The sequence below is a fragment of the Bradyrhizobium sp. CIAT3101 genome (assembly GCF_029714945.1).
Lineage (GTDB): Bacteria > Pseudomonadota > Alphaproteobacteria > Rhizobiales > Xanthobacteraceae > Bradyrhizobium.
The window spans coordinates 9,085,998-9,101,479 of sequence record NZ_CP121634.1 but is presented as its reverse complement, the minus strand read 5'-3'; the positions used below and the strand labels follow the sequence as shown (position 1 = coordinate 9,101,479).

The following is a 15,482-nucleotide window of genomic DNA, read 5'->3' as shown; positions in this document are numbered from 1 at the left end:
GATGTACTTGCATCGCCTCCGGTAGCAAGCGCCCTCGCCATGTTTATAGACGAGGGGTCGCTGCCTGTCTGGATAAGCTCCAAAGGCCAGAAAAAGCTAATTTATCCGGACCCTCAATTGGCCGACGCGATTTTGCAACCAGAGCAAACGCCGTGGCAAAGCCTTATTCCGCGAGCGCTTGAATTTCGAAGACGCTACGGGCTCGATTGACGACCCTTGGCGGACTTTTTTCGTGTCTTCTTCTTAGGTTTCCTATGCTGCGGCGGACTTTTTGCCACCACGCCAGCGGCGCGCTCAAAGCGCTCCCATGCATCGGGGTGTAGTTCGATTTCTTTACCCTGGTTAGGTTTTGCCATGCCTCGTCAGCCCTATTTGCGCGTCGTCCCGCACCCAAAGGGTGCCAAGATCGATATAGGAACACATGTCCTGCAACAAAGGCCAGAACTGCAAGCCGTGATTGGCGATTGCCTTCTCAGTTGGCCTTTCGTCGAAGCAGAGATGGCGGTCCTATTGGGATTGCTAATCGGAGCAGAAAACCAAGCGGCAATGGCCGTCTTCCAATCAATGCGACGGTCCCAAGCCCAGAGGGAAGCAATCTCTGAGGCCGCTCGCTACGCGATAAGCCCACAAGATCAAGAACTCCTCAGCGCAATTCTCAATGTCCATAAGTCCGCCGAAGCGGAGCGAAACGCTCTAGCCCATGGACACTTTGGGACATCCACAAAACTGCCAAACGACCTGATCTGGCAAACCACGAACGATTACTTGACATTTCGAGCACAGATGGCGCTGACCAACGCAACGTGGAGCGATGAGACACATCAAAGTCTATTAGCCAGCATTTGGGTCTACACGCTCAAAGACCTGAAGATGATTGAGCAAGACATCAAGCACTTGGCCCACATGTGGTTTGATTTCCTGAAATACCTTCAGGCCCACAAGAGGAATACAAAAAAAGCTTCTGAATTATACTCCCAACTATGTGGTCGACCGCGTATTGCCCAAGAGTTGCGGATACTCCGTCAGAAAAATAATCCTTCAGTCCCTCCTCAATCGCCGCCGCCAGTTGACGGCGAGAAAGCGTAATTTCATTCGCGGGCGCGCCAGCCCCGGACGAATCGTCCGGAACGGTCCCAACTGTAGATGTAGTGCACTGCTTTGTCATGGTTATAATGTGCAACAAAGTGCATGTATGGGCGATTAAAGACTAGACGCGCCCAGTAACATGCATTATTGTGCATCTAACCGTAAAACCAAGACGAGCTCAAGGGTGGCCCATGGCCGGGGAAGATCGGCGCCTCGCAGGCGGCGCGACATTCATCGATTTCCAGACCGAACCGTCCCGCTACAAGCACTGGAAGCTGGCGGTCGATGGTGACGTCGCGACGCTGACCATGGACGTCGACGAGAACGGCGGCCTGTTCGAGGGCTATCTGCTCAAGCTCAATTCCTACGACCTCGGCGTCGACATCGAGCTTGCCGACGTGGTGCAGCGGCTGCGCTTCGAGCACCCCGAGGTGAAAGTCGTGGTGATGCGCTCGGCCAAGAACCGCGTGTTCTGCGCCGGCGCCAACATCCGCATGCTCGCGGGCTCGACCCACGCCCACAAGGTGAACTTCTGCAAGTTCACCAACGAGACCCGCAACGGCATGGAAGATTCGTCCGAGAATTCCGGCCAGCGTTTCATCACGGTCGTGAACGGCTCGGCGGCCGGCGGTGGCTATGAGCTCGCGCTCGCCACCGATCACATCATCCTCGCCGACGACGGCGCATCTGCTGTTGCGCTGCCCGAAGTGCCGCTGCTCGCGGTGCTGCCGGGCACCGGCGGGCTGACGCGTGTCGTCGACAAGCGCAAGGTGCGCCGCGATCACGCCGATTTCTTCTGCACCATCGAGGAAGGCGTGAAGGGCAAGCGCGCGGTACAGTGGCGCCTCGTCGACGAGATCGCGCCGAACTCCAAGCTCGAGGCCAAGATCGTCGAGCGCGCCAAGGAATTCGCAGGCAAGTCGAAGCGTGCCGGCAGCGGCAAGGGCATCGCGCTTTCCCCGCTCAGGCGCACGATCGACGAGACCAGCATCCGCTACGGCTTCGTCACCGTCGATATCGACCGCGCCGCGCGCATCGCCACCATTTCGATCAAGGCGCCGGAGGCGGCAGCCCCCGCCGACATCGACGGCATGATGGCGCAGGGCGCGTCGTTCTGGCCGCTGCAGGTGGCGCGCGAGCTCGACGACGCCATCCTGCATTTGCGCATCAACGAACTCGAGATCGCGATGCTGGTGTTCAAGAGCCATGGCGACCGCGCCCATGTGCTCGCCAGCGACGCCTTTCTCGAAGCCAACAAGGCGCACTGGCTGGTCAACGAGATCCGGCACTATTGGAAGCGCGTGCTCAAGCGCATCGACGTCACCTCGCGCACGCTGGTGACGCTGGTCGAGCCCGGCTCATGCTTCGCCGGTACGCTCGCCGAGCTCGTGTTCGCGGCCGACCGCTCCTACATGCTGATCGGCGCGCGCCAGGGCGACAACCAGCCGCCGCCGTCGATCGAATTGTCGGCGATGAACTTCGGCCCGTATCCGATGAGCCACGGCCTGACGCGGTTGGAGTCGCGCTTCCAGGCCGACCCGGCGGATGTGGAACGCGCGGAAGCCACACTTGGCACCACGCTCGACGCCGAGCAGGCGGAAGAGCTTGGTCTCGTCACCTTCGCGCTCGACGATATCGACTGGGACGACGAGGTCCGCGTGTTCCTCGAGGAACGCGCCAGCTTCTCGCCCGACAGTCTCACCGGCATGGAAGCGAGCTTGCGCTTCGTCGGCCCCGAGACGATGGAATCAAAAATCTTCGCGCGCCTGACCGCCTGGCAGAACTGGATCTTCCAGCGCCCGAACGCCGTCGGCGAGGAAGGCGCACTGCGCCGCTACGGCAGCGGCCAGAAGCCGAAATTCGATATGACGCGGGTTTAAGGAGAAGCACGGCCATGAACATGAACATCATGAACGTCGACTACTCGACCAAGATTCCGAACAACGTGAATCTCGCCGAAGACCGTCAGGTGCTGAAGGCGCTGGAAGGCTGGCATCCCGGCTACATGGATTGGTGGAGCGACATGGGGCCGGAAGGTTTCCAGGAATCGCTGGTGTATTTGCGCACCGCGTATTCGGTCGATCCGCGCGGCTGGGCCAAGTTCGATTATGTCCGGATGCCCGATTATCGCTGGGGCATCCTGCTTGCGCCGCAGGAAGAGAACCGCGTCGTTCCCTTCGGCGAGCACTATGGCGAGCCGGCCTGGCAGGAAGTCCCGGGTGAATATCGCGCCATGCTGCGCCGCCTGATCGTGATCCAGGGCGACACCGAGCCGGCGTCGGTCGAGCAGCAGCGCCACCTCGGCAAGACCGCGCCCTCGCTCTACGACATGCGCAATCTGTTCCAGGTCAATGTCGAGGAAGGCCGTCACCTCTGGGCGATGGTCTACCTGCTGCAGAAATATTTCGGCCGCGACGGTCGCGAGGAAGCCGATGATTTGCTGCGCCGTCGCTCCGGCGATGCCGACGCGCCGCGCATGCTGGGCGCCTTCAACGAGGCGACGCCGGACTGGCTGTCCTTCTTCATGTTCACCTACTTCACCGATCGCGACGGCAAGATGCAGCTGCATTCGCTGGCGCAGTCGGGCTTCGATCCGCTGTCGCGCACCTGCCGCTTCATGCTCACGGAAGAAGCGCACCACATGTTCGTCGGCGAGACCGGCATCACCCGCGTCGTGCAGCGCACTTGCGATGCGATGCGCGAAGCCGGCATCACGGACCCGACCGACATCGCCAAGGTCCGTGCGCTCGGCGTGATCGATCTGCCGACCATCCAGAAGAAGCTCAACCTGCACTACACGCTGTCGCTCGATCTGTTCGGCTCGGAAGTTTCGACCAACGCCGCCAACGCCTTCAATACCGGCATCAAGGGGCGCTATCACGAGACCCAGATCGACGACGATCACCAGCTCAAGAACGCCACCTATCCGGTGCTCAAGTTCATCAACGGCGAGATCAAGCTGGTCGACGAGCCGGCGCTGACCGCACTCAACATGCGCCTGCGCGACGATTACAGCCAGGATTGCGTCAAGGGCATGCTGCGCTGGAACAAGGTGATCTCGACCGCCGGCTACGACTTCAAGCTGACGCTGCCGAACGTCGCCTTCCACCGCCATATCGGCGAGTTCAAGGACGTGCACGCGACGCCCGACGGCATTTTGATCGACGATGCCAGCTGGGCCAAGCGCAAGGACGACTGGCTGCCCTCGACCGCCGACGGCGACTTTATCACGTCGCTGATGCAGCCCGTCACGGAGACCGGCAAGTTCGCGTCGTGGATCTCGCCGCCGAAGGTGGGTATCGACAACAAGCCGGGTGATTTTGAGTATGTGAAGATCGAGTCGTAAGCGTCAGGTCGACGCTCGCGCCAAAAATTCCGCTGTCGTCCCGGCGAAAGCCGGGACCCATAACCACAGGGAGTTAATTGGCGAAGGTTCGTCGTTCGGTACTCATACCGATCGCAATCGATGGATTCCGCGGTATGGGTCCCGGCTTTCGCCGGGACGACACCGCGCGTGACGGAGCGCTTACCCCGCGATCTCCAATCCCGCATTCGCGTACACCACGCCGCCATCGACCGCGATGGTGTTGCCGACGACGTAATCTCCCGCACGCGAGGCGAGGTAGATCGCGACGCCCGCCATGTCCTCGTCGGTGCCGATGCGGCGCGCCGGAATGCGCTTGGCAACATCGTCCGAATGGTCGCGCGCGGCGCGGTTCATGTCGGACTTGAACGCGCCCGGTGCGATCGCGGTGACGTTGATGTTGTCCTTGATCAGCTTCGTCGCCATGCGCCGGGTCAGATGGATCACCGCGGCCTTGCTCGCGGCGTAGGAATAGGTCTCGCCCGGATTGACGAAGATGCCGTCGACGGAGGCGATGTTGATGACCTTGGCGGGCCGCTCGTGCGAGGCCGCCGCGCGCAGCGGCTTGGCCAGCGCCTTGGTCAGGAAGAACAGCGATTTGACGTTGAGGTCCATCACCTTGTCCCAGCCGCTTTCGGGGAATTCGTCGAACTCCGCGCCCCAGGCCGCACCGGCATTGTTGACGAGGATGTCGAGCTTCGGCTCCAGCTTGATGATTTCGGACGCGAGCTTGTTGCAGCCTTCGACGGTCGAGATGTCGATCGGCAGGGCAATGCATTCGCCGTCATATTGCGCCGAGAGCTCTTGCGCCGTGGCTTCGCACGGGCCGGCCTTGCGCGCGGTGATGTAGACCTTCGCAGCGCCGGCGCCGAGGTATCCGGCCGCGATCATCTTGCCGATGCCGCGCGAGCCGCCGGTCACGAGTGCGATGCGGCCTTTGAGCGAAAACAGATCGTTGGACATGGTGCCTCCCTTGGTTGGCGCCGTTTTGAGCGCCGCGGGGAGGGGAGTCAAGGAATGCGCTGAGATCGGAGTGTGGCGCGCGGCGGTTCAAAAAAACTCGGTGTCGTCCCCGCGAAGGCGGGGACCCATAACCACAGGGAGTGGTTTGGCGAAGACTCGTTGTTCGATACGCCTACCAACCGCAATCGATAAATTCCGCGGTATGGGCCCCGGCCTTCGCCGGGACGACAGCGAAATGTGAGGCCTACGCCGCGGCAAACCGGCGAAGGCCGTTCCACATCGCGGTCGCGGCGCCGGAGGTCAGCACCGGTAGAATGCGCGCGTCCTGGTAGTTGCCGTTGAGCGAGACGCGCGGCAGCGCGGTCATGTGACCGGCGTTCTCTGCGAACAGCATGCCCGGCCGTGTCGTCACCGCGGTCTTGAAGCCGGCGGATGCGGCCAGCGTGAATTCGCGCTCGCCCGCGGCTTCGCGATCGCCATAGGGATAGGCGAGATGCAGCACCTCGCGGTCCAGTGCGGTCTCGATCCGCACCCGGCTGACGGCCATCTCCTGTGCGGCGATCGCCTCGCTCTGCTTGGCGAGATTGCAATGGCTGATGGTGTGGGCGCCGATCGTGACCAGCGGGTCGGCCGCGAGCCGCTTCACCTCGTCCCAGGACAGGCAGAGGCTGCGGCACAGTGCTTCCATGTCGACACCATGCGTCGCGCAGAGTGCTTCGATCTCGCGCTTCAGATCGTGCTCGCCAGGAAGGGCGCGGAGCCAGTCGTGCAGGCGGTCGAACGCCGCCTGCTTCGCCGCCGGCGTGCTCGCATCGAGCCGCAGCGCGGAATGGCCGATCTGCACGTCGACCTGCTCGGCCCTGGCGATGACGGCCTCGAGCGCGGCCCACCACAGCCGCCCGGTGCCCTCGGCGAAGTCGCTGGTCACGTAGATGGTCGCGGGCGCGTCAAATTCGCGCAGCACCGGCAACGCGTGGTCGTGGTTGTCGCGGTAGCCGTCGTCGAAGGTGAAGGCGGCGAAGCGGCGGTCGAAGCGGCCTTGCAGCAGCCGTTCGTGCAGCTCGTCCATGCTGACGATGTCGATCTCGCGTGACCGCAAATGGCACAGCGTCGCGCGCAGGAAGTCGGGGGTAACCTCGAGATGCCGGTTCGGCTGGAACGCGCCCGCACGGGCCGGCCGCACATGGTGCAGCATGAAAATGGCGCCGACGCCCGACAGCAGCGGGCGCAGCAGATGGTGCGCCCCGCTGAAATAGAGTGCTCCCAGCCCGGCGCGAATGACGTTGTTACGGAGTTGTTTCATGACCGGCTGGCCGACCCCTGGGCATTCCGCCCTCAACTTAGGGTGTGACCCTTGAAGAAAAAGTTATTCCAATTGTCCACGCGGGGTCCCCGAAAGCGCCCCATTTCCGGTTTGACAGCCTGCCAAGGGTTTGTTTTGTCTCCGGTTCCAGAGTTCGGGTCGTCGAATGCAGATGCTTTTCAGGTGGGCCAGCAAATGGTGGCCGGGGTTGATTCCCCTGGCCGTCATGTGGGGATTTGCGGCCTGGAATAACACTTTGCCGGTTGAGGCCGACCTGTCGGCCCGCAGCTCGGCCGCGCTCAAGGACACCGTCCTGGACAAGACCCGGATCGCCGTGGACGGCCGCGACGTCAGCCTGGCCGCCGACGCCTTCTCCGAGGAGGGCCGCCGCGACGCCGTGACCACGGTCGAGATGGTTCCCGGGGTGCGGCTGGTCGATGACCAGACCCGCCTGGTTCCCGAAGCAAAGCCCTTCGTCTGGAGTGCCGAGCGCGACGTGGTGCGGGTGACGCTGTCGGGCTCCGCGCCGCTGCCGTCGATGAAGGCGCGCCTCACAGAAGCCGCGCGAAAAGAGGTCAACGGGACCGAGGTCGCCGATCAGATGGGCCTGGCCCGCGGCGCGCCGGCGCGGTTCGAAGCGGCCGCGATGCTGCTGCTCGACCAGATCGGCAAGCTGAAGGACGGCAAGATCACGATCACGGACACCAAGGTCAATCTGTCAGGCATGGCGCGCGATCTCGGCGGCCGCGAAGCGATTGCGGCTGCACTGAAGAACCTGCCCGAGGGCTTTACGATCGCCGCCAACGACATCAAGGCACCGCCCTACATCTTCCAGGCCTACAAGGATCCGGTCGCCGCCACCGTGACGCTGACCGGCTACGTGCCCGACAACAGCGTGCATGCCGCGATCGCGACCAGCGCGTCGCGAAAATTCTTCACCGAGAAGGTCGTCGACAATCTCAAGGCCAGCATCGGCGCGCCCGGCTCCTTCAACACCGCGGTGGTCGCAGCGCTCGGCGCGCTGTCGCGGCTGTCGACCGGCACGTTGGTGGTGTCGGATCGCGAGGTGAAGCTGTCGGGCGATGCGCTGTATGAAGGTGCGGCCAACGACATCCGCGCAGGGCTCGGCAAGGACTTTCCGAAAAACTGGCTGTACAAGCCCGAAATCACCGTGAAGCCCGCGGCCGGGCCGGTCGACGGCACCGTCTGCCAGCAATTGTTCTCGGAGCTGCTCGCCAAGGGCAAGATCCGCTTCGCCACCAAGCGCGCCGACATCGATCCTGACTCCGCCGGCATTCTCGATCATCTGATCGAGACGGCGCTGCGGTGCCCCACCACCAATATCGAGGTCGCGGGCCACACCGATGCCGACGGCGAGGACTCGTTCAACCAGGCGCTGTCGGAGAAGCGCGCGCAGGCGGTGATCGATTATCTGGTCAAGGCCGGGCTTCCTGCGGACCGCTTCACCGCGGTCGGTTACGGCAGCACGCAGCCCGTCGCCGGCAACGACACCGACGACGGCAAGGCGCAAAACCGCCGCATCGAATTTCTGGTGAGGTGACGATGCCCTATCTCGTCTCGTTTCATATGGGCTGGCTGATCGGCGCGGCACTGCTGGGTTTCTGCATGGGCTGGATCTCGGTGGTCCAGCGCGGCAACGGCACCTCGAAGGTGACTGCGCGCTGGCTCGCGGTGTTCGTTGCGGCCTTGGTCGCAGCCTCGTTCGCGCATGTGGTCCCGGGCCGCTTCGGCTACTGGCTCGACCTCGGCCTGGTCCTGTTCGCCTGCTACCTCGTCGGCTGCACCATCGGCGCATGGCTGCGCTATTGGGTGGTCTCGCGGAGCCAGCCGGCGGCCTGAACCGCGGTCCGCCGCCGGCGCGAACGAGCGTCTCAAATTCCGATAACTGACTGATCGGTAAGCAGATCGCCGAGGGAGGAAGTCAGTGCTTGAAAATAATACGTACGTACGTATTATTTTGTGCATGCCAAAGCCATCGCTTAAAGACGCCATCCTCGATGCCGGCCTGAAGGTCATGTTCCGGACCGGCTATCACGGCACCAGCGTGCGCGACGTCACCGCCGCGGCGGGCGCGCCGCAGGGGTCCTTCACCAACCATTTCCGCTCCAAGGAGGCATTCGCCTCCGAGGTGCTCGACCGCTATTTCGACGTCACCAGGGGGCTGGTCGCCGAGGCTCTCGACGACACCTCCCTGACGCCGCGGGCGCGGCTGCGGCGCTATCTCGACATCATCACCGGCCGGCTCGAGGCCGACGGATACGGCCGCGGCTGCCTGATCGGCGATCTCAGCCTGGAGGCATCAGGCAGCAGCGAGCTGCTGCGTGCGCGTCTCGCGGCGATCTTCGCCGAATGGCGCGCGCCATTCGCCGCCTGCATCAGGGATGCCCAGACCAGCGGCGAGATCGCGTCCGATTTCGAGCCTGACGAGCTCGCCGACTTCCTGCTCGCGTCCTGGCAGGGCGCGATCCTGCGCATGAAGGTCGACCGCAATCCGAAGGCCCTCGAGCGCTTCAAGACCATCGCATTCCAAACCGTGTTCAGGGAGACGACGACATGAGCAAGCCGACCGAGATCGAGATTCGCCTGGCGCCGGTGCTGGGCAGCACAATCGCCTATCGCGAGACAGGCGCGGAGGACGCACCGGTCGCGCTGTTCCTGCACGGCAATCCGACCTCGTCGCACATCTGGCGCAACATTCTGCCGCTGGTGTCGCCGGTCGCGCGATGCATCGCGCCCGACCTCATCGGCTTCGGCCAGTCCGGCAAGCCCGACATCGCCTACCGCTTCTTCGATCACGTCCGCTATCTCGATGCCTTCATCGAACAGCGCGGCATCAAATCGGCCTATCTCGTCGCGCAGGATTGGGGCACGGCGCTGGCCTTTCATCTCGCCGCGCGCCGGCCGGATCTCGTGCGCGGCCTTGCCTTCATGGAGTTCATCCGCCCGATGCCGACCTGGCAGGACTTTCACCACACCGACCGCGCCGACGAGCAGGATCACGCCGAGGCGGCGAGGGCGGCGTTTCGCAAGTTCAGGACGCCGGGCGAGGGCGAAGCCATGATCCTCGAGGCGAATGCGTTCGTCGAGCGCGTGCTGCCCGGCGGCATCGTTCGCAAGCTCGGCGACGACGAGATGGCGCCTTATCGCGCGCCGTTCCCGACGCCGGAGAGCCGTCGCCCGGTTCTTGCGCTTCCGCGCGAGCTGCCGATCGCCGGCGAGCCCGCCGATGTCTATGCAGCACTCCAATCCGCGCATGCGGCGCTGGCCGCATCATCCTATCCAAAGCTGCTGTTCTCGGGCGAGCCCGGTGCGCTGGTCGCGCCGGAATTCGCCGAGACGTTTGCGGCGTCGCTGAAGCATTGCGCGCATGTTCGTCTCGGCGCCGGGCTGCACTTCCTTCAGGAGGATCACCCCGAGGCGATCGGCCGCTCCGTCGCCGGCTGGATTGCCGGCATCGAGGCGGTGCGTCCGCAACTTGCGGCCTGAGCAGGCCGCTCCCTCCGAACGGCAAGCTCCCCGCCGGCCCCTCGCCGGCGGACGCCGCGACCGCGCCTCCCTCCGTGATGCCGCGGTGCAACCGAATATCAGGGATCTGGCCTCAGCCGCGCGATTGCCGCGCGGCCATTTGTGCCGCCGCCGACTGTCGCGGCTCGCCCCTCTTTCAACAGGCCGGCGGCGCCCATAGATTGATTTCGACTTAAGGCGTGGCGGAACATTGACCGGTCGAAATCATCAAAACTTCATGGCCCCTGCGCAGGATTGCCATGGAGATTCGCGTCAGCCCTGCCGCCGAAAGCGCCAAACCGTGCACCTTCAGCCCGCAAACCTGCCTAAAATATTGAAGGCACGTGATTTTGTTCACATTGGCGAATTCCACTCCGCCTCAAAACGCGCTAGTGGAAGGGCGGGGGGCATGCGCGAGGCCGGAGCAGGCGGCAAAGGTTCGTTGAGTGCTCGTTCGTTGAGTGCCTGTGCGTCGTCCGCCTGTTCGCCGGCCACCCTGGCCGTTGCAGCGTTGTTCGAGGTCTAGATGCTGGAAGCCATACGCAGAGCGATGACGTTTCTGCGCCAGAAGCAAATCCTGCATAAGCTTGGAGTTGTGATCAGCGTCGCGGTCATCGGCATCGCTTGCTATGTGCTCTACCACATGCTGCGCGGCATCGACATGAACGAGGTGGTCGAGGCCATCAAGAGCACCGAGCCGCGCCAGATTGCGATGGCGGCGCTGTTCGTCGCCGCAGGCTATTTCACGCTGACGTTCTACGATCTGTTCGCCGTACGCGCGATCGGCCATTCCCACGTGCCCTATCGCATCAACGCGCTCGCGGCCTTCACCAGCTATTCGATCGGCCACAATGTCGGCGCCAGCGTCTTTACCGGCGGTGCGGTGCGCTACCGGATCTATTCGGCCTATGGGCTGAACGCGATCGACGTCGCAAAAATCTGCTTTCTCGCCGGCCTCACCTTCTGGCTCGGCAATGCCGCCGTGCTCGGCCTCGGCATCTCCTATCATCCGGAGGCGGCCGCCTCGATCGACCAGTTGCCGGCCTGGCTGAACCGGACGGCTGCGATGATGATCCTCGTCGCGCTGGTCGGATATGTGGTCTGGGTCTGGACCCAGCCGCGGGTGGTCGGACGCGGCCCCTGGACCGTGGTGCTGCCGGGCGGTCCGCTGACGCTGCTGCAGATCGCGATCGGCATCATCGATCTCGGCTTCTGCGCGCTCGCGATGTATGTGCTGGTCCCCGACGAGCCCAATCTCGGCTTCGTCGTGGTCGCGGTCATCTTCGTCTCGGCGACGCTGCTCGGCTTCGCCAGCCATTCGCCCGGCGGGCTCGGGGTGTTCGACGCCGCCATGCTGGTCGGCCTCTGGCAGATGGACCGCGAGGAACTGCTCGGCGGCATGCTGCTGTTCCGGGTCCTCTATTATCTGTCGCCCTTCGTCATCTCTGTAATCTTGCTGACGTTTCGCGAGGTTATCATCGGTACCCGATCGAAGCGGCTGCAACAGGCGGCGCTCAAGCTCGATCCAGGCCCGCCGCCTGAAGCCGCTTATGTGAGAAAGCGCAGCGACAGCGGCGCCTGACCGGCGCAAAACGCAACAAGGAGAAGCCCGCCCCGATGGCGATCGACGCTCCCTCGTCTCCCACTGTGCAGCCCTGGTCCGACCGGCTGCGGCACTCGACCATCATCCTGATCGCCGCCGCGCTGGCGCTGTCGGTAGTGGTCTCGCTCGGCGAATTGTCGGTGGTGCGGGCGGTGACGGTGTTCCTCTGCATCGCAGCGGCGGCGCTGATCCCCTGGCGGCTGCATGATACCGCTGCCTCCCGCGAGGACACCCGCCGCGTCAATCCGGTCGAGAGCGCGGCGGTGGCCGCGGTCGTCGCCGGCATGCCGGATCCGGCCGTGTTGCTCGACCGCGCCGGCCGCGTCATCCATCTCAATGCCGCTGCCGCCCAGCTCGCGCCGGCGCTGCGCAAGAACGAGCTCGCCCAGTTCGCGCTGCGCTCGCCGGAGATCATCACGGCGCTGCGCGAGTCCATCGCGACCACCGAGCCGCGGCGCGCGACTTATCTCGACCATGTGCCGGTCGATCGCTGGATGGAGCTGATCATCACCCCGGTGCCGGTGCCGACCACGTTCGGCGGCGCCGACAAATGCATGCTGATGACCTTCCACGACCAGACGCCGCTGCGCCGGGTCGAGGAAATGCGCGCCGACTTCGTTGCCAACGCCAGCCATGAATTGCGCACGCCGCTGGCCGCGCTCTCCGGCTTCATCGACACGCTGCAGGGCCAGGCCAAGGACGATCCCAAGGCGCGCGAGCGCTTCCTCGGCATCATGCACAACCAGGCCACCCGCATGGCGCGCCTGATCGACGATCTGCTGTCGCTGTCGCGGGTGGAGCTGTCGGCCCATGTGCGGCCGGATACGCTGGTCGACCTGCTGCCGATCATCTTCCAGGTCGCCGACGGGCTCGAGCCGCTGGCCCGGGAACGCCAGGTCGAGGTCGAGACCCATCTGCCGGAAGCGCCGGTCATGATCGCGGGCGACCGCGAGGAGCTGCTGCGCCTGTTCGAAAATCTGATCGAGAACGCGCTCAAATACGGTGCCTCCGGCGGGCGCGTCATCGTGTCGCTGACCGCGACCCCGGCGACTGACGGACCTCAGGAAATCCGGGTCATGGTGCGGGATTTCGGACCCGGCATCGCGCCCGAGCACCTGCCGCGCCTGACCGAACGGTTCTACCGGGTGGACGTCGGCGACAGCCGCTCCCAGGGTGGAACCGGTCTTGGATTATCGCTGGTGAAACATATTCTTAACCGTCACCGCGGCCGTCTTTTGATCGAAAGTGTCCCTAAACAGGGGGCCACTTTCACGGCCTGTTTTCCCCAGGCTAAGACTTTAGTTTAGGGACGAAAATCAAGCGATTTCAATCGCTTGAAGGTGTCATCCGACTGTCACGAAACCTTCGTAAAAGCACAGCCGACCGCTCCTAAAGGGGCGGCGCGGGGAGCGCGATCGGGCGCTGATGGCGCTTCGCTCCCCTGTATGGAGACCAGCATGAATTTCATCAAAACGATCGTCGCTGCCGGCTTGGTCGCCGCAACGACGACGGCGGCCTTTGCTGCCGACATCACGGGTGCAGGCGCGACCTTCCCATTCCCGATCTATTCGAAGTGGGCTGACGCCTACAAGAAGGAGACCGGCAACGGCCTGAACTATCAGTCGATCGGCTCCGGCGGCGGCATCAAGCAGATCCAGGCCAAGACCGTGACCTTCGGCGCCAGCGACGCGCCGCTCAAGGCCGAACAGCTCGAGAAGGACGGCCTTGCCCAGTGGCCGATGGTGATGGGCGCCATCGTTCCCGTCGTCAACCTCGAAGGCGTCAAGGCCGGCGAACTGGTGTTCGACGGCGAGACCCTCGCCAACATCTATCTCGGCAAGATCACCAAGTGGGACGACGCCGCGATCAAGAAGCTCAATCCGAACGTGAAGCTGCCGTCGGACGCGATCACCGTGGTCCGTCGTTCGGACGGTTCGGGCACCACCTTCAACTTCACCAATTACCTCTCCAAGGCCAGCGCCGACTGGAAGAGCAAGGTCGGTGAGGGCACCGCCGTCGAGTGGCCGGTTGGCGTCGGCGCCAAGGGCAACGAAGGCGTGTCGGGCAACATCAGCCAGACCAAGAACTCGATCGGTTACGTCGAGTACGCCTATGCCAAGCAGAACAAGCTGACCTACACCGGCCTCGTCAACAAGGCCGGCAAGCCGGTGCAGCCGACCGTCGAAGCCTTCCAGGCGGCCGCTTCCAACGCCGACTGGGCCAAGGCTCCCGGCTACTACGTCATCCTGACCGACCAGCCCGGCGACAAGTCCTGGCCGATCACGGCGGCGACCTTCATCCTCATGCACAAGGACGCCACCGACAAGGCGGCCTCGCAGGAAGCCATCAAGTTCTTCCGCTGGGCCTTCAAGAACGGCGGCAAGGCGGCTGAAGAGCTCGACTACATCCCGATGCCGGACAGCGTCGTCCAGCTGATCGAGAAGACCTGGGCTGCCGAGATCAAGAGCTAAGCGCTCTCCTCTCGTGTCCCGGATGCGCGGCAGCGTGGAACGCTGCTGCGCTGAACCGGGACCCACAAGAACGAGGCCCCGGATCAACGTCGCAACGCTTCGCAGCTAGCGCCGCATCCGGGGCACGAGACCAATAAAAAGCGTATATTCTTGGCATAGGGGATCGGCGTGGCAGAAATGGCCGTTCAGAGCGATATCGTCGACGACGCGGGACCATATGATCGCGCCAAGGCGTTGAGCGCGTTCAAGCTCGGCGATGTCACCTTCTACTGGATCACGCGGCTCAGTGCGATCTCGGTGCTTCTCATCCTCGGCGGCATCATCCTGTCGCTGATCGTCGGTGCCTTCCCGGCGATGAAGGAATACGGCTTCGCGTTCCTGTGGACGCAGCGCTGGGCGCCGTCGGCCGATCCGCCCGTGCTCGGCGCGCTCGGACCGATGTACGGCACGCTCGTCACCTCGTTCATCGCGATGCTGATCGCCATTCCGGTCGGTCTCGGCATCGCGATCTTCCTCACCGAGCTCTGCCCGCAATGGCTGCGCCGCCCCATCGGCATGGCGATTGAATTGCTCGCCGGCATTCCCTCGATCATCTACGGCATGTGGGGCTTCTTCGTGCTGGGGCCGTTCCTGGCCAACACCTTCCAGCCTTTCATGATCAAGATCTTCGATGGCGTCCCCGTGCTGGGCGCGATCTTCGCCGGCCCCCCGTCCTATCTCAGCCTGTTCAACGCCGCGCTGATCCTCGCCATCATGGTGCTGCCCTTCATCACCTCGATCTCGGTCGACGTGTTCAAGACGGTGCCGCCGGTGCTGAAGGAAGCCGCCTACGGCGTCGGCTGCACCACCTGGGAAGTCGTGCGCAGCGTGGTGATCCCCTACACCCGTGTCGGCATCATCGGTGGCGTCATGCTGGCACTGGGCCGCGCGCTCGGCGAGACCATGGCGGTGACCTTCATCATCGGCAACTCGTTCCGCATCTCGTCATCGATCTTCGCGCCGGGCACCACGATCTCGGCGGCGATCGCCTCCGAATTCGCCGAGAGCGACGGCCTGCACCAGTCCGGCCTGATCCTGCTCGGCCTGCTGCTGTTCGTGCTGACGTTCTTCGTGCTCGCCGGCGCCCGGCTGATGCTGATGCGGCTGGAAAAGAAGGCGGGGAAGTAA

13 protein-coding genes are annotated in these 15,482 nt (G+C 63.8%); 11 read left to right on the top strand and 2 right to left on the bottom strand.

What is annotated here, in order from left to right; all coding sequences use genetic code 11:
• Positions 1–216: 216 nt before the first annotated feature.
• From QA645_RS42145 to boxB, 3 genes are all read left to right on the top strand, one after another.
• On the top strand, positions 217–1,086 hold the full coding sequence (locus tag QA645_RS42145) for a hypothetical protein (protein WP_283047007.1): 870 nt from the start codon (positions 217–219) through the stop codon (positions 1,084–1,086).
• Positions 1,087–1,277: 191 nt separating this feature from the next.
• Entirely contained in the window at positions 1,278–2,966 is a 1,689-nt protein-coding gene (gene boxC, locus QA645_RS42140) for a 2,3-epoxybenzoyl-CoA dihydrolase (protein ID WP_283047006.1), read from the top strand.
• 14 nt (positions 2,967–2,980) lie between these two features.
• Positions 2,981–4,432, top strand: a complete 1,452-nt coding sequence (boxB, locus tag QA645_RS42135) for a benzoyl-CoA 2,3-epoxidase subunit BoxB (protein WP_283047004.1) — start codon at positions 2,981–2,983, stop codon at positions 4,430–4,432.
• 180 nt (positions 4,433–4,612) lie between these two features.
• Here the strand turns inward: boxB and QA645_RS42130 are convergent, their stop codons facing one another.
• On the bottom strand, positions 4,613–5,413 hold the full coding sequence (locus QA645_RS42130; protein WP_283047002.1) for an SDR family oxidoreductase: 801 nt from the start codon (positions 5,411–5,413) through the stop codon (positions 4,613–4,615).
• A 244-nt stretch (positions 5,414–5,657) separates the two neighbouring features.
• The gene (locus tag QA645_RS42125) at positions 5,658–6,716 is read right to left on the bottom strand and encodes a polysaccharide deacetylase family protein (protein ID WP_254134951.1); all 1,059 of its coding nucleotides are present in this window, start codon (positions 6,714–6,716) and stop codon (positions 5,658–5,660) included.
• A 166-nt stretch (positions 6,717–6,882) separates the two neighbouring features.
• On the opposite strand from QA645_RS42125, the gene QA645_RS42120 reads away from it, so the two are divergent.
• The 8 genes from QA645_RS42120 to pstC all read left to right on the top strand — a co-directional run bounded on the left by QA645_RS42120 (position 6,883) and on the right by pstC (position 15,482).
• Complete coding sequence (locus QA645_RS42120) at positions 6,883–8,277, top strand: OmpA family protein (protein WP_254134950.1); 1,395 nt, start codon at positions 6,883–6,885, stop codon at positions 8,275–8,277.
• 2 nt (positions 8,278–8,279) lie between these two features.
• Positions 8,280–8,576, top strand: coding sequence for a hypothetical protein (locus QA645_RS42115; RefSeq protein ID WP_254195964.1), 297 nt, complete (start codon positions 8,280–8,282; stop codon positions 8,574–8,576).
• Positions 8,577–8,700: 124 nt separating this feature from the next.
• Positions 8,701–9,294 (top strand): TetR/AcrR family transcriptional regulator, encoded by a 594-nt coding sequence (locus QA645_RS42110; protein WP_254134949.1) that lies wholly within the window; start codon positions 8,701–8,703, stop codon positions 9,292–9,294.
• Positions 9,291–10,223 carry a haloalkane dehalogenase gene (locus QA645_RS42105; protein WP_283046999.1) on the top strand — a complete coding sequence of 311 codons (933 nt, stop codon included), beginning with the start codon at positions 9,291–9,293 and terminating at the stop codon, positions 10,221–10,223. Before QA645_RS42110 ends, QA645_RS42105 begins: the two co-directional genes overlap by 4 nt.
• A 544-nt stretch (positions 10,224–10,767) precedes the next feature.
• Positions 10,768–11,823, top strand: a complete 1,056-nt coding sequence (locus QA645_RS42100) for a lysylphosphatidylglycerol synthase domain-containing protein (RefSeq protein ID WP_254195961.1) — start codon at positions 10,768–10,770, stop codon at positions 11,821–11,823.
• A 35-nt stretch (positions 11,824–11,858) separates the two neighbouring features.
• Positions 11,859–13,151 carry an ATP-binding protein gene (locus tag QA645_RS42095; RefSeq protein WP_254134946.1) on the top strand — a complete coding sequence of 431 codons (1,293 nt, stop codon included), beginning with the start codon at positions 11,859–11,861 and terminating at the stop codon, positions 13,149–13,151.
• 150 nt (positions 13,152–13,301) lie between these two features.
• Positions 13,302–14,315 carry a phosphate ABC transporter substrate-binding protein PstS gene (gene pstS, locus QA645_RS42090; RefSeq protein WP_234682148.1) on the top strand — a complete coding sequence of 338 codons (1,014 nt, stop codon included), beginning with the start codon at positions 13,302–13,304 and terminating at the stop codon, positions 14,313–14,315.
• A 177-nt stretch (positions 14,316–14,492) separates the two neighbouring features.
• Positions 14,493–15,482, top strand: coding sequence for a phosphate ABC transporter permease subunit PstC (pstC, locus tag QA645_RS42085; protein ID WP_254135560.1), 990 nt, complete (start codon positions 14,493–14,495; stop codon positions 15,480–15,482).

Excerpts from the sequence above, each read along its gene's own strand:
- boxC (WP_283047006.1), top strand. The coding sequence starts at position 1,278 with ATGGCCGGGGAAGATCGGCGCCTCGCAGGCGGCGCGACATTCATCGAT.
- boxB (WP_283047004.1), top strand. The coding sequence starts at position 2,981 with ATGAACATGAACATCATGAACGTCGACTACTCGACCAAGATTCCGAAC.
- QA645_RS42130 (WP_283047002.1), bottom strand. The coding sequence starts at position 5,413 with ATGTCCAACGATCTGTTTTCGCTCAAAGGCCGCATCGCACTCGTGACC.
- QA645_RS42125 (WP_254134951.1), bottom strand. The coding sequence starts at position 6,716 with ATGAAACAACTCCGTAACAACGTCATTCGCGCCGGGCTGGGAGCACTC.
- QA645_RS42120 (WP_254134950.1), top strand. The coding sequence starts at position 6,883 with ATGCAGATGCTTTTCAGGTGGGCCAGCAAATGGTGGCCGGGGTTGATT.
- QA645_RS42115 (WP_254195964.1), top strand. The coding sequence starts at position 8,280 with ATGCCCTATCTCGTCTCGTTTCATATGGGCTGGCTGATCGGCGCGGCA.
- QA645_RS42110 (WP_254134949.1), top strand. The coding sequence starts at position 8,701 with ATGCCAAAGCCATCGCTTAAAGACGCCATCCTCGATGCCGGCCTGAAG.
- QA645_RS42105 (WP_283046999.1), top strand. The coding sequence starts at position 9,291 with ATGAGCAAGCCGACCGAGATCGAGATTCGCCTGGCGCCGGTGCTGGGC.
- QA645_RS42100 (WP_254195961.1), top strand. The coding sequence starts at position 10,768 with ATGCTGGAAGCCATACGCAGAGCGATGACGTTTCTGCGCCAGAAGCAA.
- QA645_RS42095 (WP_254134946.1), top strand. The coding sequence starts at position 11,859 with ATGGCGATCGACGCTCCCTCGTCTCCCACTGTGCAGCCCTGGTCCGAC.
- pstS (WP_234682148.1), top strand. The coding sequence starts at position 13,302 with ATGAATTTCATCAAAACGATCGTCGCTGCCGGCTTGGTCGCCGCAACG.
- pstC (WP_254135560.1), top strand. The coding sequence starts at position 14,493 with ATGGCCGTTCAGAGCGATATCGTCGACGACGCGGGACCATATGATCGC.